16 protein-coding genes are annotated in these 21,836 nt (G+C 72.1%); 8 read left to right on the top strand and 8 right to left on the bottom strand.

The features are described 5' to 3' along the window. Positions 1–112 precede the first annotated feature (112 nt). The gene (locus OV207_RS35935; RefSeq protein WP_267559617.1) at positions 113–829 is read left to right on the top strand and encodes a class I SAM-dependent methyltransferase; all 717 of its coding nucleotides are present in this window, start codon (positions 113–115) and stop codon (positions 827–829) included. A gap of 10 nt (positions 830–839) precedes the next feature. Here OV207_RS35935 and OV207_RS35940 read toward each other — a convergent pair whose 3' ends face one another. After that, positions 840–1,361 (bottom strand): GreA/GreB family elongation factor, encoded by a 522-nt coding sequence (locus OV207_RS35940; RefSeq protein ID WP_267559618.1) that lies wholly within the window; start codon positions 1,359–1,361, stop codon positions 840–842. Between the two features lie 126 nt (positions 1,362–1,487). Here OV207_RS35940 and OV207_RS35945 point away from each other — a divergent pair, with 126 nt between their 5' ends. Then, entirely contained in the window at positions 1,488–1,823 is a 336-nt protein-coding gene (locus OV207_RS35945; RefSeq protein ID WP_158620428.1) for a PilZ domain-containing protein, read from the top strand. Between the two features lie 7 nt (positions 1,824–1,830). Here OV207_RS35945 and OV207_RS35950 read toward each other — a convergent pair whose 3' ends face one another. From OV207_RS35950 to OV207_RS35970, 5 genes are all read right to left on the bottom strand, one after another. Continuing rightward, the gene (locus tag OV207_RS35950; RefSeq protein ID WP_267559619.1) at positions 1,831–2,322 is read right to left on the bottom strand and encodes a hypothetical protein; all 492 of its coding nucleotides are present in this window, start codon (positions 2,320–2,322) and stop codon (positions 1,831–1,833) included. A 750-nt stretch (positions 2,323–3,072) separates the two neighbouring features. After that, positions 3,073–5,865: a DUF4105 domain-containing protein gene (locus OV207_RS35955; RefSeq protein ID WP_267559620.1), complete on the bottom strand. Its 2,793-nt coding sequence runs from the start codon at positions 5,863–5,865 to the stop codon at positions 3,073–3,075. Between the two features lie 224 nt (positions 5,866–6,089). Then, on the bottom strand, positions 6,090–7,070 hold the full coding sequence (locus OV207_RS35960) for a hypothetical protein (RefSeq protein ID WP_267559621.1): 981 nt from the start codon (positions 7,068–7,070) through the stop codon (positions 6,090–6,092). Positions 7,071–7,253: 183 nt separating this feature from the next. Continuing rightward, entirely contained in the window at positions 7,254–8,609 is a 1,356-nt protein-coding gene (locus OV207_RS35965; protein WP_267559622.1) for a D-arabinono-1,4-lactone oxidase, read from the bottom strand. A 4-nt stretch (positions 8,610–8,613) separates the two neighbouring features. Continuing rightward, positions 8,614–9,783: an amino acid deaminase/aldolase gene (locus OV207_RS35970; protein WP_267559675.1), complete on the bottom strand. Its 1,170-nt coding sequence runs from the start codon at positions 9,781–9,783 to the stop codon at positions 8,614–8,616. Positions 9,784–10,181: 398 nt separating this feature from the next. Here OV207_RS35970 and OV207_RS35975 point away from each other — a divergent pair, with 398 nt between their 5' ends. Together OV207_RS35975 and OV207_RS35980 are read left to right on the top strand one after the other, a co-directional pair. Then, on the top strand, positions 10,182–11,303 hold the full coding sequence (locus OV207_RS35975; RefSeq protein WP_267559623.1) for a LuxR family transcriptional regulator: 1,122 nt from the start codon (positions 10,182–10,184) through the stop codon (positions 11,301–11,303). Between the two features lie 56 nt (positions 11,304–11,359). Further along, complete coding sequence (locus OV207_RS35980) at positions 11,360–12,499, top strand: metallophosphoesterase (RefSeq protein WP_267559624.1); 1,140 nt, start codon at positions 11,360–11,362, stop codon at positions 12,497–12,499. A 12-nt stretch (positions 12,500–12,511) separates the two neighbouring features. Here OV207_RS35980 and OV207_RS35985 read toward each other — a convergent pair whose 3' ends face one another. Continuing rightward, complete coding sequence (locus tag OV207_RS35985) at positions 12,512–13,882, bottom strand: thioredoxin family protein (RefSeq protein WP_267559625.1); 1,371 nt, start codon at positions 13,880–13,882, stop codon at positions 12,512–12,514. A 118-nt stretch (positions 13,883–14,000) separates the two neighbouring features. On the opposite strand from OV207_RS35985, the gene OV207_RS35990 reads away from it, so the two are divergent. The 4 genes from OV207_RS35990 (at position 14,001) to traB (ending at position 20,875) form a co-directional block, all read left to right on the top strand. Next, on the top strand, positions 14,001–15,746 hold the full coding sequence (locus OV207_RS35990) for a GTPase (protein ID WP_267559626.1): 1,746 nt from the start codon (positions 14,001–14,003) through the stop codon (positions 15,744–15,746). Between the two features lie 87 nt (positions 15,747–15,833). After that, on the top strand, positions 15,834–16,898 hold the full coding sequence (locus OV207_RS35995) for a hypothetical protein (RefSeq protein WP_193349632.1): 1,065 nt from the start codon (positions 15,834–15,836) through the stop codon (positions 16,896–16,898). Positions 16,899–17,078: 180 nt separating this feature from the next. After that, complete coding sequence (gene traA, locus OV207_RS36000; protein ID WP_267559627.1) at positions 17,079–19,247, top strand: outer membrane exchange protein TraA family protein; 2,169 nt, start codon at positions 17,079–17,081, stop codon at positions 19,245–19,247. Continuing rightward, positions 19,244–20,875, top strand: a complete 1,632-nt coding sequence (traB, locus tag OV207_RS36005; RefSeq protein WP_193349633.1) for an outer membrane exchange protein TraB — start codon at positions 19,244–19,246, stop codon at positions 20,873–20,875. Before traA ends, traB begins: the two co-directional genes overlap by 4 nt. A gap of 53 nt (positions 20,876–20,928) precedes the next feature. Here the strand turns inward: traB and OV207_RS36010 are convergent, their stop codons facing one another. Then, on the bottom strand, positions 20,929–21,768 hold the full coding sequence (locus OV207_RS36010; protein WP_267559628.1) for an Ig-like domain-containing protein: 840 nt from the start codon (positions 21,766–21,768) through the stop codon (positions 20,929–20,931). Positions 21,769–21,836: the final 68 nt, after the last annotated feature.

The raw sequence follows: 21,836 nt of genomic DNA on the forward strand, positions 1-21,836 counted from the left end.
GTCCGTGTTGCTTGTCCTGACTGACGGGGGTGCCGCCGAAACATTCAAAGCCGGTCGGGTCGTGCGAAACCCCGGGTGACGGGAGGCGGCGGATGTGGGTACACCTCGTTCCATGTTCCACCGCGATGGCCCCACCTTCCGGGAGCTGACCCGGCAGGCCCTCACCTCCGTCGAGCAGGGCTACGACCTGCTCGCGCCCAAGTTCGAGCACACCCCGTTCCGCACGCCGGATGCGGTGCTCAAGGCCGCGCTCGCGCAGGTGGGCCCGGAGGCCAGCGTGGGCAGCGCGCTGGACGTGTGCTGCGGCACCGGCGCCGCCATGCGCGTGCTGCGCCCGCTGTGTCGCGACCGCGTCGTCGGGTTCGACCTGAGCCAGGGCATGCTGGACGAAGCGCGGCGCCTGCTGGCGGATGCGCCCGGGGACGCGGCGCTCGACTTCGTGCGGGGCGACGCGCGGGAGCTGCCGTTCACGGCGGAGTTCGACCTCATCACCAGCTTCGGCGCCTTCGGGCACATCCTGGAAGAGGACGAGCCCCGGCTCGTGAAGGGCATCGCGCGCGCGCTGAAGCCGGGGGGACGGTTCGTCTTCGTCACCGGGCACCCGCCGTCCGCGCTCAACCCCGGCTACTGGGTGGCGAAGGGCTTCAACGCGGCCATGCGCATGCGCAACGCGCTCTGGAAGCCACCCTTCGTCATGTACTACCTGACGTTCCTGGTGCCCCGCGCCCGCGCGCTGCTGGAGGCGGAGGGGTTCTCCGTGGAGGTGCGCGAGGGCGGCATGCCCAGGCCCTTCACCGGGCTCGTCACCGTGCACGCCACGAAGCGCTGAGCGCGCCCCCTCACGGCGCCGACGCGGACTCCTCGGACAGCGCGTACTCCACCGCGAGCAGCTCGTACTCCACCGGGCCGCGGGGACGCTCCACCAGGACGACCTCACCGGCCTCCTTGCCCAGCAGCGCGCGCGCCAGCGGCGACTCCACGCTCAGCCGCCCCGCCTTCACGTCCGCCTCATCCGGCCCGACGATGCGGTAGCGCATCTGCGTGCCTTCCTCGTCCTCCAGCAACACCCACGCGCCGAAGAAGACGCGCCCCACCTGCGAGGGATCCGGCTCCACCACCCGCACCTCCTCCAGGATGGCGGCGAGCTCATGCGCGCGGCGCTCACGCTCCCGCCTGCGCACGCCCGCCTCCAGCTCCGGCCAGTCCTCGGAGGCCGGGCCCTGCGTGGCCAGCAGCTCCTCCTGGAGCGCGCGGTAGCCCTCCGGCGTGATGTAGCGCTGCTCCGCCGACGTCGACCGGGGACGCGCCGGGGTGAGTCCCTCGTCGCCGCCCCCGTCTTCCTTCGTGAACGCCTTCGACATGGGCCGCTCCTTCCTTCCAGGAGATTTCTCAACGTTTCCCGGGATTTGCACGCCGGGCACGGCCCCCTGCCTGCTTTCGTTTCGACGCAATTTTATTGCTGAAACGGATTCTGTCAGACTGAGGACATGCACCTCCCCCGAGCCGTGCCTCGCTTCGAGCATCGCCTGGCCGTCCGTCTGCGCGGCATGCTGCCGGTGTACACGCGGGACGTGTCGGAGAGCGGCTTCTGCGCGGACATGCTCCAGCCGATGAAGGCGGGCGACGTGCTGGAGGGCGCGCTGCTGCTGGGGGACGAGGAGGTTCCCTTCCAGGGCGAGGTCATGTGGACGCGCCGCTCCGCCGGGGAGCGCACGCGGGGGCGTTACGGCGTGCGCTTCGTGACCATCAACGGAGACTTCCAGCGACTGCTGGTGGCGTACCGGCGCCTGCAGGGCAAGCGCCTGGTCCGCTGGTTCACCTGAGGGTGGCTCAGGTGCCCGCGTCGGGGGCCGGCTGGATGGCCGTCTCCGTGGGAGCGCCGGGCGCCACGGGGGCCGCCGGCTCCGCGGGCGTCGCCTCGCTGGGAGCGGTGGAGGGGGCCATCACGGGGGCACCTTCGGAGGCGGGGGCCTCACCGGAGGGCACCAGTTGGAGCTTGTAGGCCCGCACGCCCTTGGGCAGCACGACCTCCACCAGCGGGTTCTCGGTCAGCAGGGCCTTGCTGACCTTGAGGGACACCTCGCCGTTCTCGTCGCTGACGACGTTGAGGCGGTTGCGGTACTCGCCGCCGGACACCTTGGCGCCCTTCACCGGCTCACCCGTCGAGGCGTCCGTCACGCGCAGGACCACGAGCTGCTCCTCGGTGAGCTGCGCGGTGCCGCTCGTCTGGACCAGGTCCTTGTAGCGCGGGCGCAGCGAGCACGCCGACAGCAGCGCGGTGGAGAGGACGGCGACGGTCAGCAGGTTGCGGCGAAGGCTCATGGGGTCCATCCGGGCTGGGAAGCGGTACGGCAGGGCGCGGCAGCATAGCCGCCAGCCACCGGACGCCAAGTCTCCGATGCGTCACGGCCCCCGCGTGCGGCACCCGCCCCCACGCCCCGTCGGGGGAAATTCCCGGCGGGCAGGCACGGCATGCGCCCTTCCCCTCGGGGTCCGGAGGGGGCGTCAGCCCTTCCACCTGCCCGCTTCCAGCACCATCTCAAATCCGTGTCCGGGCACCGTCCTTCCCCCGCCCGCACGGAGGCCACCGCCCCATGGATGAGACCTATACGGACGTCCCCGAACGCTCCAGGCCCTCGCACCGCCTGCCACCGCTGCCGAACGAGGAGCTGAAGTACGAATCGCACCCGCTCAACACCCGGGTGGAAGAGAGCCGCATCCTGTGGAACCACAACCGGCTCAAGGTGAGCGTGATGACGATGGTGCTCATCAGCCTGGCCACCTTCTTCATTCCGCTGTTCAACGGGCTGCTGGCGGGCGTGTTCGGCGGCTTCCACGCGGGCAGGCCACGCCGTGCGCTGGGGGCCGCGCTCGCCACCGCCATCGTGGTGCCCGGCGCGCTCTACACGCTCTTCTACGTCTTCGGCCTGGGCAGCGTGCGCATCTTCTCCGGGCTGGGCTTCACGACGTGGAGCCTCCTGCACGCCTTCGGGGTGTTCGTGGGCGCCATCACCGGCGCCGCCAGCCGGCCCATGTTCAGCGGCGAGGTTCCCTTCAGCGTCGCCCCGCGCGTCAGCGGAGCTCCACTCCTAGCGCAAGGCGACGTCGCGCCCACCCTTCCGGAAGGCTCGCACGACCATTCCCGTGACCTGGCCACGACGCGAGTCGTCCCTCCCACTGGACCTGTGCGCGGGGAGTGAGCAGCACGCTCCAGTGGGCGACGCGCCCCAGGTACCACTCCACCTGGAGCGTCGCGTTCGCTTCGTGCGTGAAGCCCGACACCGCGCCCGCGTGCCACGCGGGCGCGTACGCGGCCTCCAACCGCAGCGCGCTGCCGCCCGGTCCGGGCAGGCCCGTGCGGTGGGACAAGGACAGGCGCGGGCCCACGGCGGGCACGCTCTGGAGCTGGCCCCAGTCCATCGTGGCCCGCGCTCCGACCCCTACCGCGAGGAACGTGTCGAAGCGCTCCGACGCCGCCACCACGCCCAGCGCCTCCGCTTGCACCAGGGCCCGGAAGGGCAAGGCGCGTTCGGAGTCCGAGACCATCCCCGCCTCGGCGCCCCAGCCCAGCGAGTCCGACACCGAGCGGCGCTGCTGGGGCAACTCCGGGAGCAGCGTGCGGTAGCCCACCAGCGTCAGGCGAGAGCCCAGGATGCGCGGCACGCCCCAGCGAGGCTCCACGGAGAGCTCCCCGTCCAGCACACGCAGCTCACTGCTGGACTGGAAGCCGTGCAGGCGCGCGTCGCCCAGGGCTTCGTTCATCGCGGAGGTGCGCAGGCTCACCACCGGCCTCGCGGCGCCCGTGTTCGGGAAGTCCATGCCCGCGCTCACCACCGTGCGGGCCGCGCCGGATTCGCGCAGGGCGCCCCGGGCCCAGGTGGCCTCCGCTTCCGTCTTGCGCTGGTGATCGCTCGCGAGGAACGCGCGCGGATCCGCGTCCGCCAGCGGCCCATCGTTGAGCGTTCCCTGCGCGTCGGTGGCGGCGGCGAAGGCGGCCTCGGTGCGGCCGGCGCGAACCAGGGCCTTCAGCTCATCGGGGGTGGGCGGACGCTTGGTGGCCGACGCCAGCGCCTGCTGGAGCACCGCCGTGCGGTCCAACACCGCGAGCTTGCGCTGCACGGAGTCCTCGCGCTCGAAGAGGCGCTGCCGGTCGAGCGCGCCATCCGACGCCCGGCCCTCCCCCTTCAGGTCGAGGTCAAGGAGGCGCTCGCGGTCGATGGCCAGCACCTCCGCTTCGGCCTGGTCCACCGCCGCGCGCTCCACCCGCACCGCTTGCGCCACCCAGGCGTGCAGTGCGTCCCGCGCCTCCGCGCGCGCGGGGGAAGGGGCGGACGCCAGCGCCGTCGTCACGGCGTGCGTCATGCGTCCGTAGCCCGCGCGGCGCACGTCGGGTTCGGAGGACTGGAGGTGGCGGTGCACGTCGCGCAGGGGTGCCAGGGCTTGGGGCGGGAGCAGCGTGGCCAGCCGGGTGAGGAGCCGCTCCTGCTCCGTGAGGGCGCGTCGGGCGCGGTCCCCGGTGGACTCGAAGGCGTCCGGGAGGTGCTCCAGGAGCGACACCGCGCGTCCGTTGGCGTCCACCACGTCGGTCTTCGCCAGGGTGTCCAGCGTGGCGGTGGGCAGCACCCACAACGTGCCGGGGGCCCGGACGTGACGGCCGTCCTCCAGGGCGCCGTTGAGGAGGAAAAGGAGCGCGGCGGCGCAGTTGTCGGTGAAGAAGTAGTAGCCCAGGTAGCCGCGACGCTCGAGTTCCCAGATGCGCTCCAACATGCGCTGGGATTCGCCGGGCGTGAGGTTCAGCCGGAAGCGGCGGATGGTGCGCTGCTCCAGCTCCAGCGACTCATGGGAGATGTCGCCCAGGGTTCCGGTGAGGAAGACGGTGCTGTAGCCGCCCGTCATCCCCTTCACCAGATAGCCCAGGCCCTTGGACTCCAGGCCGGTGAGGGCCACCAGTTGCACCACGCGCTCGAAGCTGGGGCCCTGCACCACGGCGCCCTCGCGCCACACCGGCCGCAAGAGCAGGTGGCCGAAGAGGGACTGGGGCTGCCGGCCCGTGGCCGCGACGAGCAGGACCTCCAGGTGGGAGAGCGCGTCCGCTTCCGCCCAGGCGTCGAAGGCGGGGCAGTCACCGCGCACCGGCAGGGCGCCAAGCTGCGCCTCCGCGAGGAACTCCGTCAGGGCGCGCGCCTTGGACAGCTCCTGGCAGCGCACCTGTTCATCCACGGGCAGCGCGTCCGGGCGCAGGGACTCCGCGGGGATGAAGAGTTCCTCGGCGAAGGTGATCAGGTCCAGCGAGGCGCTCACCTGGCCCCGCGCGCGGCTGAAGGCCCCCGCGTAGGTGATGCTCGCGGACTCCTTCCACGTCAGGGGCCGCTCGAAGGGGAGGATCCACCCGTCCAGCCGGCGCCACTGCCGACGCTGGCTCCAGCCCTTCGCGTCGTCCCAGCGCTGCATCACGGCGTGCACCACGGCCCGACGGCGCCACAGGTGTTCGGTCTCCGCGTCGGAGAGGCGGGACAGGCGCAGGGTGGCGCGGCGCTCCGTCGTGGGGGCGTAGCGGTAGAGGTGGAACTGCTCGCGGTGCTCGGACCAGTCGGGAAGGGCCTTCGAGCCATCGCCCAGGCCCAGCGGCGCGGACTCCGGGTGGAGCACGAACTCCAGGCGGCCACCGGGGGGACGGCGCATCGCGGGAGGCAGCGCGGCGAGGCCCGCCTCCACGTCCGAGACGAGCGAGGCATCCCGCGCCGCCCCGTCGCGCAGGATGATGCCGGTGGTGGCCTCCAGCACGGCCACGCGGGAGGCGAGCGAGGGAGCCTGCGCGGAGTTCGTGCCGGCCTCCGCGTTCGGGGACGGTGCGGCGTGGGGCACGGAAAGGAGGGTTTCGACCAACCCGGGCAGATGGAGCGGAGTCGGTGCGGGCAGCGCTGATGCAGGCTGCTCCGATGCACGCGGCTCCGATGCGGGCTGCGACGATGCACGCGGCTCCGATGCGGGCTGCTCCTGGGCAGTCGCCCGCGCGCTAGCGGGCAACACCAGCAGCGCGAGCAGGCCCATCCGGAGTCCTCGCGCCAGGAGCCCCGCTTCGCGGCACCTCAATGCATGGCCTCGAACGCCTGGGTCGCCCCTTCCTGTCGCAGGAGGAACGCCTGGCGATCCTCTTCGAGCCTTGGCTCGGTGCGCGCCAGCTCCCCCACCCGCTCCAGCCAGGCCCGGGCCCGGTCAGGGGTCAGGGACTTCGCCTCCGCCAGCCCCAGCAGCTCCTGGCGGTGCGAACGCAGCAGCCGGCCAAAGACATCCAGGTTCTCACGCCGGATGCGCGCGGCCTGGGCCAGGTCCTCCACCGTCGGGCCCGCGCCCAGCGCCAGGTCCTCGCGCAGTTGGTGCGTGCGCGCACGCAGGTACACCTGGGCCGCGCGGCCCACCTCCTTCGCGGAGGGCTGGAACCCCTTGCGCCTCTCGGAGTGCTCGTACACCTGCCAGATGACGACCCCCAGCCCCAGCACCGTCAGCGCCACCGCCGCCGTGCTCAGCAGTTGGCTGCCCCGCTCGTTGCTGCTTCCGCTGCGCGAGCTGGAGTCCTCGCCCTGATCCACCTTGCTCGAATCACTGGTGTCCGAGTCGCTGTTCTCGCTCGAACCCGAGTGGCTGGAGTGCCCCTCGCGGGAGCTGCCCGACTCCGACTCGCTGGAGTTGCCCGAGTCCGAGCCGGTGGAATCACTGGAGTCACTGGAACCCGAGCGGCTCGACCCCTCCTCACTGGTGCCACTGGACTCGGAGCGGCTCGAATCACCACCGCTGGAGTCGCCCGAGCCCGACTCGCTCGACTCGCCGCTGGAGTTGCTCCGACTCGAATCCCCGCCGCTGGAGTTGCCCGAATCCGACTTGGACGAGTTCGCGTCGCTGGAGTTGCCGGAGTCCGACTTGCTCGAATCCCCGCCGCTGGAGTTGCCAGAGTCCGAGGAGTTGCCAGAGTCCGACGCCCCCGCGGCCCGCAGCCCCGCGCCGGGCGTGCGACAACCCACCGCGAGCATCAACATCGACACCAGCACCATGCGTTTCCACGAGCGCTTCATCCGCATCCATCCCCCTCGAAGGTCGTCACCGCGTCCTGCACGGCCTGCTCCCTAGCCAACCGCATGCCGGGACAGGACGGGTGCATTATCAGCGGCTTGGAGGATGACCGCGCGCGTCAGGGCGCGAAACGGATGTATCGGGTGCGTCGCGGGCTTCGCGCCTGCGCGACCGGCACGCCAGCGCTACGCGAGCCGGGCGGTTCCGGATTCACTCCCGGTCCACGCAGGCCGCTCCTCCACGAAGAGACGTCGCAGATAGGGATTGAGGAACCGTCCCTCCGGGTCCAGTTGCTCGCGCACGCGCTGGAAGTCGTCCCAGCGTGGATACAGGTGTTTCAGCGTCGCCGCCGTCTGGGTGTGCAGCTTGCCCCAGTGCGGCCGGCCTCCGTGGTTGCGGAAGATGGCCTCCGCGCCGGAGAAGTACGGCTCCAGGGGCATGCCCTGATACTGGTGCACCGCGATGAAGGCGCGGTCCCCGCCGTGCGCCGGGCTCAGGAACACGTCGTCCCCCCGCACGAAGCGGTACTCCACCGGGAAGTGCACGGGCAGCTTCTCACGCGTGATGTATTCGGACAGCTCGCGCAGGCAGTCCGGCCCCCGCTCCACCGGCACGCCGTATTCCATCTCCTGGAAGCGCACGAGGCGCGGCGTGGCGAACAGCGCATGGCTCTGTCCCGCCAGCACCCCCTCCGACGCCAGCTTCGCCGACAGCCGGCTCACCGGCGCGCACCACGCGGGGTGCATCCGGCACGCCCGGCTCACCGCGCCGAAGACCGCGTTCTCCATCACCATCTCGTTGAGCCAGCGCCCCACGCCCACCCCGTGCGGGGCCTCGTCCGTGAGGTCCATCGCCTTGGTCATCACCCGGTCCGAGTGGGGGAACCAGAAGAACTCGTAGTGCCGGTGGCGCGAGCGCGCTTCATCCAGGCCGGCGAGGCACTCCTCCAGCCCCAGGTTCCGCCGCGTCAGCCGCAGCCGGTACGCGGGCAGCAGCCGCAGGCGCACCCGCGTCACCACGCCCAGGGCCCCCAGCGACACGCGAGCCGCCTGGAGCAGCTCCGGCGCAGAGTCCTCTGAACCCGTCAGCTCCTCGCCGCTCGCGGTGACGAGCGTGATGGCCTTCGCCTGCGTGGAGAGGATGCCCAGCCCCACACCCGTGCCGTGCGTGCCCGTGCCCAGCGCGCCCCCGAGCGACTGTTTGTTGATGTCGCCCAGGTTCTCCATCGCCAGCCCGTGCGACGCGAGCAGGGCGCCCAGCTCGCGCAGGTTCGTGCCGGCCCACACGGTGGCCTCGCGCGCGGAGGCCTCCACCGCCTCGACGCCGGAGAGGGCGGCCAGCGACAGCATCGTCTCATCCGTCGCGCACAGCGGCGGGAACGAGTGGCCGCTGCCCACCACCCGCACGGTGCGGCTTCGTGCCTGCGCATCGCGGAGCGCGGCCTTCAGCGCGTCCACCGAGGCGGGCTGGAGGAACTCCGACGGGTGGGCCACCACCGCGCCGGACCAGTTGCGCCACGTCTTCGTCTTCACGGACGCCATGCCGTCAACCCCACTCGCCCCGGTAGGTCGGGACTTCATCCACCACGCGGCCCCCGGAGATGAGCAGGAGCGTGCGGAAGTGTTCGCAGACCTCGCCCGCCTTCGCGTGCCGGAAGAACACGGGCGCGCCCAGCGGCAGGGGCACCGGCCCCGAGTACGCGATGGGCGTCTGCACCTCGCCCGCGCCCTCCAGGGGCAGCAGCTTCGCGCCCTCGGGCAGGTACGGCGTGGGCAGCTTGTCCACGCCCGCCGCGCCGGAGGCCACGTAGCCGCCGCCCTGCAACGTGAACAGGCCCGGCCCGGGACGGCGCGTGACGGGGATGGCGAAGGCCACCGCGGGCTGGTGGTGGAAGCCCCGGTAGCCGTCGAAGAGCGCGGGCGAATACAGGCCGCTGCCCGCGGTGAGTTCGGTGACGCTCGCGTCCTCGCGCGTGGTCTCCAGGCTGCCGGTGCCGCCGCCGTTCACGAAGCGCACCGGGAAGCCCGCGTCCTTCAGCGCCGCCACCACCGACTGCCTCCGCGTGCGCACCGGCCCCACGGAGGCCCGCTTGAGCGCGCGGATGGCCAGGTTCTTCGCCCCAGCATGCGGCGCCGCGTCCGGCACGCCCGCGAGCTGCGCCTCGTAGCCCATGACGCCCGCGAGGAACACGTCCCCCTCCTGGGCGATGCTCCGCGCCACCGCCAGCGCGTCCCCGGGCGTGCGCACCGGGGAACGGTGCACGCCGAAGCGCAGCCCCGGCAGGTCCACCGACAGGTCCACGTCCAGGCACAGGGGCACGCGCGTGCCCTGGCGCCGCGCCGCCCGGGCCGCGAGCGCGACGTGCTCCTGGCAGTCCACCATCAGCGTCACGGGCGCTGGAGGCCGGCACAGCTCCGCCAGGGCCTCCGGATCCACGATGGGGTAGCCCATGAGCAGGTCCGTAAAGCCCCGCTCGCGCAGCCGCACGGCCTCGTCGGCGCTGAAGCACATGAGGCCCTGGAAGCCGGGATGCCCGTCGAGCACCCGCCGCAGCAGCGCCACGCACCGCACCGACTTCGTGGCCAGCCGCACCGGCCGCCCTCCCGCGCGCCGCACCAGCGCGGCCGCGTTCTCCTCCAGCAGGTCCACGTCCGCGAAGGCCAGCGGCAACCGCCGCCCCTCCAGGGCCCGGGCGTAATAGGCATGGTCACGCATCACGTAGGGCCTCCCCCTTCTGGGCGCGGGCAGGCGGTCATCATCGCCGCCCCAGCTCACCCCTGGGACAACCTGACACGGATGCGTGGGATGTCGGACAGGCACCGGGGCCAGGGAGGGGTCGGCGGAAAAAGGGGCAGCGCGCCGACATCCCTGGGGGGACGCCGGCGCGCGCACACACGGTTTCTTCGACTCCAGGTCGGCCCACCCCCCCGGAAGGGCACGGAGCGGCATCGTGCCCCCCACCGAAAGGCATTTCTATTGAGGAAATCACGCGAGTCCCAAACGACTCGGTAGGCCCGGAAGCAAGTCTCACCTGGACAGGAGGAAGGACTGTGGATTCCACTTCCGACCTCACAAGTCTTCCAATTGCCTCCAACGGATATACTAAGGAAATCGTGATTGATTTGATTTCCGAGGACCAACACCTCCTGAAGGAGTTGGAGGGCCTGCTGGGGGCCGTGGAGCCCGGCTCCGAGGCCCTGCCCGCGGTCCTCGCGGCCCTCCGGGACGCCCTGCGCGCGGAGCGGACGGCGGCCTATGGGGTGGACGTCGGCCCCGACCGCTACCACACCACCTTCCTCCACGGCGTGGGCTTCGTCGAACCGCCACCGGTGTTGGCGGAGCTGTTCGACGCGTCGCTGCCGCCGGCGGGGAGCCGGTTCGGCTACTTCGACCCGGCGCGGCCACCGCCGGCCCAGCGCAACCAGCCGGTGCGCTTCTCCCCGCTGGGGCTGACGGAGACGCTGCGGGCCCTGCCCCTGGCCGGGGAGGGCACGCTGTGGGAGCGGCTGGGGCTGAGCGAGCAGGAGTGGGAGCAGGCCCGGACCCAGCTCGCCGCGCACTCCATGAACCTGTACCGACGTCTGGGATTGGAGCACATGGCCCAGATGCGGGTGCTGGTGTGCGAGGGCGAGACGATGCTCGGCTGGGTGGGGGCCTTCCGTCCCGAGCCCTTCACCGAGCGGGAGCAGCGGCTGCTGCACGCGCTGACCCCGGCCATCCAGCGGCGGATGGCCATGGACCGCAAGCTGCGGGAGGCGGGGCTCCTGGGTTCGGCCCTGGGGGCGGCGCTGGAGGTGCTGGGGCGGCCCGCCTGGGTGGTGACGTTCAGCGGCCGGGTGATGCACACCAACAAGGCAGGGCGGGCCCGGCTGGAGCAGGACGTCCAGGGGGTGACGGCGCAGGTGCGCGACTGCATCCGGAGCCCTCCGGGGACGGGCCCCCTGTTCTCCTCCGGCCCGCTGCGCACGACGGGGCTGCCGGACCACTACCTGGTGCTGGATCCGGGGCCGCCCACGGAGCCGGCCTCCAAGTTGCCGGTGCTGGCCCAGCGCTGGGGGCTCACCGCGCGCGAGGCGCAGGTGCTGGAGCACGTGGTGCAGGGGGAGACGAACAAGGCCATCGCCCTGCACCTGGGCTGCGCCGAGCGCACGGTGGAGGTGCACGTCACGCACCTCCTGAACAAGGCCCAGGTGGAGAGCCGCTCCGCGCTCATCTCTCGCTTCTTCCAGTCCTGACGCGAAGCCCGCCCCCTCCGGTGGGGCGTCGCGCGGGGCATGGCTAGGATGGGGGGATGGATGAAGCGCTCCTGAAGAAGGCGTGGGCCCGCGCCGACGCGGCCGTGGCGAAGGGCCCGCACGCAATCCCCGCGGACGGGCGCCACCGCACGCGGCGCGTGGTGATGGGGGATCCGCAGGCGGACTTCGAGCGGGTGATGTCCATCCTGTCGCTGCACGGGTTGCTGGGCGGGGACGGCGGCCTGCGCCCGGACGTGTGCCTGGTGTCCGTGGGCGACCACTTCGACTGGGGTCCCGCGTCCGAGCGCGAGCGCGTGGCCCGGAGCGGCCTGGCCCTGGTGGCGTGGCTCGCGTCGCACCCGGCCGACCAGGCGGTGCTGCTGCTGGGCAACCACGACCTGGGGCGCGTGGGGGAGCTGGCGGACTTCACCGATGCGACCTTCCATGCCGCGCAGGTGGAGGCGGACGGGCTCTACCGGGGCGACGACACGGACCCGGCGGCCGAGCGGGCCTTCCTCGCGCGCTGGCCGGGACTGCCGAGCGTGGAGCTGGCGGCGCGGGACTTCAGCGCCTGGACCGAGGAGCAGCGCGCGTGGGTGGAGCACCTGCTGCGGGCCCGGCGGTTCCGCGTGGCGCACGCGGCGGCGGAGTCGTTGCTGGTGCTGCACGCGGGCGTCACGCACGAGGACCTGGACGTGGTGGGGCTCGCGCACGGGCGCCGGGCGGATGCGCACGCGGTGGCGGACGCGCTCAACGGGGTGATGGACCGGGCGGTGGCGGCGTGGACGGGCGGGCCGCTGGTGCTGCCGGGCCTGCACCATCCGGGCAACGCGACGTCGGGGGAAGGGACGGGCATCTTCTACCAGCGGCCCAGCCTCCAGGCGGAGGACGCGGAGCGCGTACGAGGGACGCCCCGGCGGCGGTTCGATCCCCGGAGGCTGCCCCTGGGGCTGACGCAGGTGGTGGGCCACACGCGCGACAAGCGGGTCCGGGAGCTGGTGTCCCCCGGCCCCGTGCGGGACGGCGTGTTGCGCCACCTGGTGACGGACGGGACGCGCGTGGGCTACGCGCACGGCCCGCCGCCCACGACGGGGGCAGGGGAGGCGGTGATGGTCTTCACCGACGGCGCCATGCGCGAGGGCAAGGCGGAGGACTTCCAGTTGTTCGACCTGGAGGCGCGGCGCGCGGTGCCGTAGTCGCCCTGGGAGCTACGGCGCGGCGCCCGGGGCCGCGGCGGGGCCCTTGAGGCCGGCGAGCTTCTTCTCCAGCCCCTCCACCTGACGCGCCGACACCTGCGCCGCGGGCAGCGTCCGGGCGAAGGTGAGCGCCTCCTCCAGCGTCTTCACCGCCGAGGCCATGTCCCTGCGGGCCACGTGGATGTCCGCGCGGCCGGAGAGGACGGACAGCCGCCGGGCGCCCTGCACGCGCGCCAGGGCCCGGTCGTTCGCGGCGAGCGCGTCCTCCAGCCGCCCCGTCAGCCGGTACAGCGTCGCGAGCCGCGCGGGCGGGTTGTAGTCCTGGGGCAGGTCGCGCTCGCTCTGCTCCAGCGCGGGGATGGCCCGCTGGGGCTGCTCCAGCGTCATCGCCGCGAGCATGCGGTGCGAATCGAACACGGTGCGCGCCTCGGGGTTGGGGGCCTTCGCGGCCTCGGCCTCCAGGAACGCGAGCCACTCCTGCGCCACCTGCTTCGCGCCCGCGGTGTCCTGGTCCGCCTTGCGCGCCTCCACCAGCACCTCGTACAGGCCGGAGCGGTCATCCGCCTCCATCGCGATGGCGGGCGGCGCGAGCACCTCGCGCGCCCTGGCCTCCAGCGCGTGGCGCAGGTCCGCGGCCTCGGGGGTGCCCGTCGGAATGGCCAGCGCGCAGGTGAGGCCGTTGAGGACGCCGTTGGCCAGGTTGAGCGAGCGCGGCACCTTCGGCAGCTCCGCCACGGCCTTCTGGGCGCACGGCACGTACTGCTTCGCGCCGTACGACGCCATCAGCAGCGACTCCAGCGCGCGGCCCCGGCGGGACCAGTCGGCGGGGGCCTCCGCGAGCGCGAGCGACAGGGCCTCGGCGGCCTCCGCGGGCTTGCGCTCACCGTAGAGCGCATCGCCCCGGGCGAGCAGGGCCTCCGCGCCGGTGGCGCCTCCCTTGTAGGCGCGTTCGCCATCCTCGAAGAGGCGCTCCATCTGGGGCACCGTGGCGCTGCCGGCGAAGCGCAAGAGGGCCTTCTCCTCGCGCGGGTCGATGATGAAGAAGGTGGGCCAGAACTCCACCGGGTACTTCTCCTGGAACGTCGCGTTCTGGGTCAGGTCGGTGTTGAGCTCCAGCCACACGTAGCGGTCCGCGTGCTTCGCCAGGGCCTTGTCCGTGAAGACGTAGGCGCGCATGGAGCGACAGGTGTGGCACCACGGCGCCCACACGTCGACGAACAGGGGCACGCCCTTCGCCTTCGCGTCGGCGAGCGCGCGGGCGTAGTCGTCCGGGATGAAGGGCAGCGGGGCCTGTGCGTGCGCGTCGGTCACGGGCGCGTTGGCGTGCGTGGCCGTGCAGGCGATGGACCCCGACAGGAGCAGGCAGGCGAGGAGGGAGCGCATGCGGCGCACCCTACCAGCGCGGCACCCCGGGTGGGACGGGCGTCCCCGGCGGACAGTGCATGCACACATTCCTGGGCACCGCCGCGCGCGCGTGCTGTCTTGTGAGGGCCCTATGTCCATGAAGGACCCTCGCGCCCTGCGCACCGCCCTCGCATCCGCCCTGGATGCCCTGCCCGCCTCCGAGCTGTTCTCGGAAGGCACCGACGCCGACCTGGCCCGCAGGCTGGCCGAACGCCTGCGCCGCGACCTGCTGCCCCGCCTGGGCTCCGGCACCGGGGACGTGCCGCTGCTGCTCGTGGCCATCGCGGGGCCCAACAACGTCGGCAAGTCCACGCTCTTCAACGCGCTGGCGAAGTCCGCCCTGTCCCCCGCGCGTCCGGAGGGCGGGCTGACCAAGCAGTGTCTGGCCGCCGCGCACCCGGAGACGTGGACGGGCGAGCTGAAGGACGTGCTCACGCAGCGCTACGACATCGTCCCGGTGGAGGAGGGCACGGTGGCGCCGGTGGACGCGCCGGGGCCCGCGGGCAGGCTGTACCTGGTGCTGGCGGACGCGGTGCCGCGCGGGCTGCTGGTGATGGACACGCCGGACTTCGACAGCGTGTACCGCGACAACCGCGAGCGGGCCGAGGCGCTGCTCGTCACCGTGGACGTGCTGGTGTTCGTGGTGAGTCGGCAGACGTATCAGAACGCGGCGCTGGTGGACTTCCTGCGCGCGGCGGTGGGCCACGGGCGGCCATACCTGCTCGTCTACAACGAGGCCACGCGCGAGGACGTGGCGCGGGGACACCTGGACAAGCTGGCCCAGGACGTGGGCCACCCGCCGCTCGCGCGCTACCTGGCGCCGCACCAGCCGGACGTGGAGGCGGGGCTGAAGCCGCTCGCCACCGAGCCGCTGGACGGACGGCCCGCGCTCGCCGCGCTGCTGGGACAGGCGGAGCACTCGCGCGAGCTGAAGGCACAGGCGCTGGAGGCCTCGCTGTCGGATGCGCGGGCGGAGCTGGAGGCGGTGGCCAGCGCGGCCACGCGCGCGGCGCGCGAGCCGGAGCGGCTGCGGCAACGGCTGCGGCACGACCTGCGGGGCCTTGGCGCCCAGGCCGCGTTGAAGGCCGTGCCCGCGGACGTGCTCGTGGACGCGTTCCGCGATGAGCTGGATGCGCGCAGCACCTTCCACCGGATGGTGCGGCTGCCCTTCCGGGGGCTGGCCACGGCGCTCACGTTCGTGACCCGCAAGGTGCGCGAGTCCTTCACCGGCCCCCGGCCGCACGAAGCGCTGCCCACGCAGGCGGTGGACGACTCGCTGAAGGACGGGCTGCGGCGCCTGGTGGACGCCTTCGCGCCGGAGGTGGCCGCGTGGCGCGGGGACGCAGGCACGAAGCAGAAGCTGGCGGAGGCCTTCGGGCCCGCGATGCTCGGCCGGCTGGACGCGCCGCTGGAGCTGGGCGCGCTGCACGCGCACGCCGCGGACCGGGCGACGCTGTATGACTTCTGCCGCGAGCTGGTGGGCCGCGAGCTGCAGGGTGGCATGCGCGAGGAGATGCTCCAGACGCTCACCACGCTGGTCTACTCGGTGCCATCAGGGGCGGCGGCGGCGGTGACGGTGGCCACCGGCGGCCTGGGACACGACGCGGTGGTGTGGGCGGGGACGCTGTTGTCCACGCCGCTGCTGGAGCGCTTCGTGGACCTGCTGGGGGCGCAGGTGCGCGCGACGGTGACGCGCAAGTGGGCGGATGCCCACGGGGCCACGCTGGCGCAGGCGCTGGAGACGCGCTTCTTCGCGGACCTGCTGCCCCACCTGGACGCCCAGGCCGACGGGTGGCTGCGCACCGCGGCCACGCTGGAGGCGGCGAGGACGGCGACCCGGTAGGCGGCCGCTTCCGGACACCCCCTGGCCTTCCGGGCCGAGGGAAGAACGCGTGCCACACCGCCGCCGATGCGTCATGCTGGCGCCGCCATGACCGGTCCGGGCCCGGAGGCGGGTTCTCCCCTCATCCTGTCGTTCCGCCACCTGCTGACCGAGTCCGTCGGGGCGTTCCTCGACGAGGCGGACATGACCTGTCCGATGACGGCGGATGCGCTCAGCGAGCTGCTGGTGACGCTGTCGCGCTACCGGGAAGAGGGCGCGCTGCTGTTCCCCACCGCGTTCCTGGGCGACGACCTGGGCGCGATGCTGGAGCTGCTCGGCGGGCACGACCCCATCCCCATCGGTTCGGGGCCGCGCAACCGCGCCACCATCCAGCGGGCCCTCAAGCAGTGCGCGCCGCTGGGTCAGGGGCGCTGGTGGGCGCTGTACCTGCTGCGCGTGCCGGAGGGTCTGACCTACGGCATCTTCCGGACGGATCCGTTTCCCCTGGCGGAGACGCCCCTGGAGCGCCTGCGGCACGCGCCGGACCGGGGCGTGCGCGTGGTGGGCGTGTTGCAGTTGGCGGACAACATCATCGAGCTGCGCGCGGGCGGTGGGCTGGTCCGGCACGTGTACCTGTCCGGCGCGCGCATCGACCTGGAGCCACCCTCGGTGGTGCTGGACGCGCTGGCGAGCGCGGTGACCGAGCAGGTCCTGCCCTCCAGCCGCGAGCACGCCAGGGGCTTCTTCCGGCGCGTCCTGTTCGAGGTGATGCAGTCCTCACACGGCACGTTGGTGGCGGTGCTGCCCCGGGAGCGCGCGGGTTCGGCGCTCTTCGTGGATGGCATCCTGTTGCCCCGGCCCATGGACGTGGTGGCGCTGCTGGACCGGCACCACGCGACGCCGGACGGCAGCGCCGCGTCCGCGGTGCGCGCGAGCGCGCAGCTGCTGCGGGGCATGATGGCCACCGACGGCATCACCGTGCTGCGCGCGGACGGGTGCATCCTCGGGTACAACGTCTTCGTGCGTCACCCGGAGACGCTCACCCGGCAGCCGGCCTTCTTTGGTGGCGCGCGGCGACGGACCTTCGAGGTGCTGTGCGCGGCCCTGGGCGGGGAGCTGGCCGCGGCCTTCATCCGCTCGCAGGACGGCGATGTCGCGTGCCGGCGCGCGTGACCCGTTCGTTGCCCTGACGATTTCCAGTTTTGCCTGCTGTACGGGCTGAATGTGATTTGGCCCCGGACGAACGTCGTCCGAGGAGCGGAGGACCCTGGAGGTCGCATCCGAGCGCGGGGATGTGTGACGTGGGAAAGGAAGTTGAGAACGTCAACCAAATCTGAAAGGCTGCCCGCCGACGTGCGAACCTCCCCCCTCCCCATCCGCGCGTACGCCGCGCTGTCCCTGCTCGCTGTGTGTCTCGCGAGCGCGCCTGCCGTGGCCCAGAAGCTGCCGGATGTGGTGGTGACCGGAGCACCGGTCGCCCCGTCCCCGAACAGCGAGGTCGGCACGGGGCTCTGCATGGCGTCCAACGTGTGGACGCGGGCCGCGAGTGAGTTTCCGCAGAGCCAGACGAACTACACGGGCGATCTGAACACATACATGGAGGAGAACCGCGCGACGCGGCAGACCTCCGTGCTGCGCTCAGCGTTCGACCTGTCGAACAACCTGAATGACGGTCGCACGCTCAGCTACGGCGACTATGTGAACGTGGTCACGGGCTGCCCTATTGGAGGCTGCGGCTTCCACTACAACAACCCCGACACGTCCTTCGTCTCGCGGTTTCGTGGCTACCTGAACGTCACGCCGGACATGGTCGGGCGCGTCCTGCATTTCGGCTTCTACGCCGACGACGCCATCAGCCTGGTCATCTTCGACCGGACCAATGCGCGCTACAACGTCATCATCCGCCCGCCGCAACTGGGGGCCGCGACACGGCGCACGACCAACGCCGTGACCTTCACCCAGTCAGGGCTCTATCCGGTCGAACTGCTCTACGTGCAGATCGTGGAGCACGCGGCCCTGGAGTTCGCCGTCTTGGACGGGACGTTCACGGATTTTGATCGACCCGCGAACCAGCCACCTGTCGTCACACTCTCCAGTTCTGGCTTCTCCCTGGTCCAGCCCACCCAGTTCTACCAGTCGGAGAACGGGCGCCCGTCCTACCCGGCGGACCTGGACCAGTGCCAGCAGTGCAACCGCAACGACGCGAACGCACAGAACAACAGCACCTGCGGTCCGTACTACTACTGCAACTCCGCCGCGCTCTGCGCACCCTGTGACTCCGCCCTCTTCTGCGGCGCGAGCTGCTCGCCGTGCGGCCAGTCCACGCCCTACTGCGCGAACCTCAACGGCCAGACGACCTGCGTCCAGTGCACGGAGGACTCCCAGTGCCCCAACGGACGCTGTGACCCGACCGACAACTTCTGCCGCGGATGCAACGACAACGCGGACTGCCCCACTGGCCGCTGCGACCTGACCGACAACTCCTGCAAGGGCTGCGTCAACGATGCCCAGTGCGGCTCCGGCCAGGTCTGCGACGAGCCCAACTTCACCTGCGTCCAGTGCACCGGCGACGAGAACTGCGCCAACGGGCAGGTCTGCGACCCCACCTCGAATTCGTGCGTCGAGTGCAACCAGGACAGCGACTGCGACCGGGGCGAGACCTGCTCCGACAACGCCTGCGTGCCCTGCAACACCAACGACGCCTGCGCCGGCAACTCCTGCAACTGCTGCCCCAATGGCACCCAGTGCGCCGCGCCCACCCCGGGCGCCCCGCCCTCCTGCATCGAATGCACCACCGACAGCCAGTGCTCCAACGGCCAGCGCTGCGACACCGTCAACGGCGCCTGCGTCGACGCCGTCCCGGAATGCAACACCGCCGACCGCTGCGGCCCCGGCTGCTCGAAGTGCCCCGGCGAGCGCCCCTTCTGCCTCGACGGCGAGGTCTGCGTGCAGTGCCGCACCGACCTCGAATGCGGCGACGGCCAGTTCTGCCTGAGCGGCGAATGCAGCGCGTGCACCACCGACGAGCGCTGCGGCAACCGCTGCGATTCCTGCGGTGACGCCACCCCGTTCTGCCTCACCGACGGCTCCGTGCAGAACAGCGTCTGCGTGGGCTGCGTCAACGACTCCGACTGCGGCAGCGGCACCTGCGACCCCACCACACGCACCTGCTCCAACACCGGCGCCTGCGCCGTGACGTGCGGAGAGGGCCTCGTGTGCGACGGCGCCGCGTGCGTCGAGTGCTTCGCCGACGCCCACTGCCCCTGCGGCGGCACCTGCGACCTCGCCTCCAGCACCTGCAGCGAGTCCTGCGCCGACAGCGGCGACTGCCTGGGCGTCGAGTTCTGCTCGGCCGAGACCCTCCAGTGCGAACGCGGCCGCCGCAAGCCCGGCACCGAACCGCAGGGCGGCGCCTTCTGCTGCGGCACCACCGCCGAGGACACGCCCACCGGCAGCACCGCCATCCTCGTCACCCTCGCCCTGGGCTTCCTCTTCCTGCGCTCCGCCCGCCGCGTCCGATGAAGCCTTCCCGCACGCCGCTCGTCCCGCTGCTGCTGGCCCTGTCGCTGTCCACCGCCGCCAGCGCCGCGCCGGATGCGCGCTTCAACCTCCAGCTCTTCCGTCCGTCCGGCGCGCCGCAGGACCTGGTGATGGTCACCCAGTCCCGGCCCCTGTCCCACCTGTCCGTCTCCGCCGGCCCCTACTTCAGCTACTCGCTCAACCCGCTCTCCCTCGTCCCCAAGGACGGAGACCTGGGCTCCATCAGCCTCGTGGGCAACCGGCTCCAGTTGGACGTCATGGCCACCGTCGGCCTCTTCGACTGGGCCGAAGTGGGCGTGGACATGCCGCTCGTCATGCTCCAGGGCGGCCAGAACCTGGAGGTCATCGGCAGCGAGGGCCCGGTGGAGAGCTTCGCGCTCGGCGACCTGCGCCTCACCGGCAAGGTGGCCCTCCCCGGCCTGCGCCGCTCCGCGGAAGGCCACGGCTGGGGCAGCGCGCTCACCCTCAACGTCAGCTTCCCCACCGGCGTGCAGGAAGCCTTCGCCGGTGACGGGGAGCTCACCTGGGCGCCGGGGCTCGTGCTCGACTACCGCTTCGAGTCCGGCATCCTCCTGGCCCTCAACGGCGGCTTCTGGAAGCGGCCGGACCGCATCTTCAGCGGCGTGAACATGGGCGACATGGCGCCCTTCGGCGTGGGCACGGAGGTGCCCCTGCTGCGCGGCAGCGGCGTCACCCTGCTCGGCATGGTGAACGGCGCGGTGGGCCTGGAGAAGGAACCCGACCAGCCCCGACAGATTCCGGCGGAGCTGCTCATCGGCCTGCGCTGGTACAGCTCCACCGGCATCACCTTCACCTTCGGCGGCGGCCTGGGCTGCGGCTGTTCGCTGGCGTCCCCCAACCTGAGCTTCTTCACGTCCATCATCTGGGTGCCCGCCAAGACGCGCGAGTGGGAGGCCATCGAGCGCTTCAAGGAGCCGCCCGAGCCGCCCCCGCCGCCCGTCGACCCGGACGGTGACTTCGTCATTGGCGAGAAGGACCGCTGCCCCACCGTGGCGGGCCCGGTGGAGAACGGCGGCTGCCCGGACTCCGACGGCGACAGCGACGGCGTGGTGGACCGACTCGACAAGTGCCCGGACGTTCCGGCCGGCAAGCGCGGCAGGGACGGCTGTCCGCTCGCGCGCACCGTGGGCAACAAGATCGTCATCCTGGAGCAGGTGAACTTCGCCACCGACCAGGACGTCATCCTCTCCGAGTCCTTCCCCGTGCTGGAGGAGGTGGCGCGGGTGATGGAGGTGAACCCGAAGCTCGACCGCATCCTCATCGAGGGCCACACCGACTCGCGCGCCAGCGACAGCTACAACCTGGAGCTGTCCAAGCGCCGCGCCGCCAGCGTGAAGCGCTTCCTCATCGAGAGCGGTGTCGCCGTGGAGCGCGTGTGCTCGCAGGGCTTCGGGCGCAGCAAGCCCGTGGCCGACAACGCCTCGGAGGAGGGCATGGCCCTCAACCGCCGCGTCGAGTTCACCATCCAGCCGCCCGTCGACGGGCCCCGCCCGCCCTGCCCCGAGGACGAGCCTCCGAAGAAGGGCCGCAAGAACACGGCGCCCAAGCCCTCCGCGCCGAAGCCCGCGCCGCCCGCGAAGAAGAAGTAGCGGCCTGCTCCCGCCGCTTCAGGAGGGCGGGACACCCACGCAGCGGAACAGGCCTACTCGACGATGAAGTCCGCGGCGGTGCGGCGACGGCCGGCCACCACCGACACCACCGCGCGGCCCGTGCCCACGGCCGTCACCCGGCCCTCGGACGACACCGTCACCACGGCCGAATTGGAGCTGAACCACTCCAGCGGCACGCGCTCCAGCACCGCGCCGCTGCGGTTGTACGCGCGCGCCTGGACCTGCACCGACTGGCCCTTCTTCTTGAACGTGTGCGACGTGAGGTTCAGCCCCAGCCGCACGAAGTCCGGCGGCACCACCTGCACGGCGATGGCCCGGCTCAGGTGCCCCAACGTCGCCGTGACGGTGGCCACGCCCGCCGTCGCGGCGATGAGCTCCCCGTTCTCCACGCGCGCCACCGCCTCATTGTTGGAGCGGAAGGCGGGCTCGGCGTCGGGGATGACGTGGCCCAGCTCGTTGCGCGCCACCACGCGCACCTTGATGGTGCGCCCCACCTCCACGAAGTCCGCGCCCGGCGCGCGCACCTCCAGTGAGGCGAGGATGGTCAGGTCCAGCGGCAGCGCCGCCTTCGCCCGTCCTCCCTGCACGCCGATGATGGTCTTGCCGGACTTGCGCGCCACCACCGTGCCGTCCTCGCGCACGGAGGCCACCTCCGGCGCGGAGCTGGTCCAGCGCAGCCGCGCATCCATCATCTTGCGCCCGTCCGCATCCAGCACCGTGTAGCTCAACGGCAGGTTCTGCCCCTGCGTGCGCAGGTAGCGCAGCGTGGGTGGATCCACGGTGATGGTCGTCGGCGACGGCCCACATGCACCGAGCAAGCCCAGCGCGAAGAGACCCAACAGGGGACGGGAGGAGAAGCGCAACGTATTCACGAAGGCATGCGGAGGAGAGGGGAGGCCCCGGAGTCTACCGGCCCACCGCGCGACGGGCGCGAAAACCA

It is taken from the genome of Corallococcus sp. BB11-1 (assembly GCF_026626625.1).
In the GTDB taxonomy this organism is placed as follows: domain Bacteria; phylum Myxococcota; class Myxococcia; order Myxococcales; family Myxococcaceae; genus Corallococcus; species Corallococcus soli.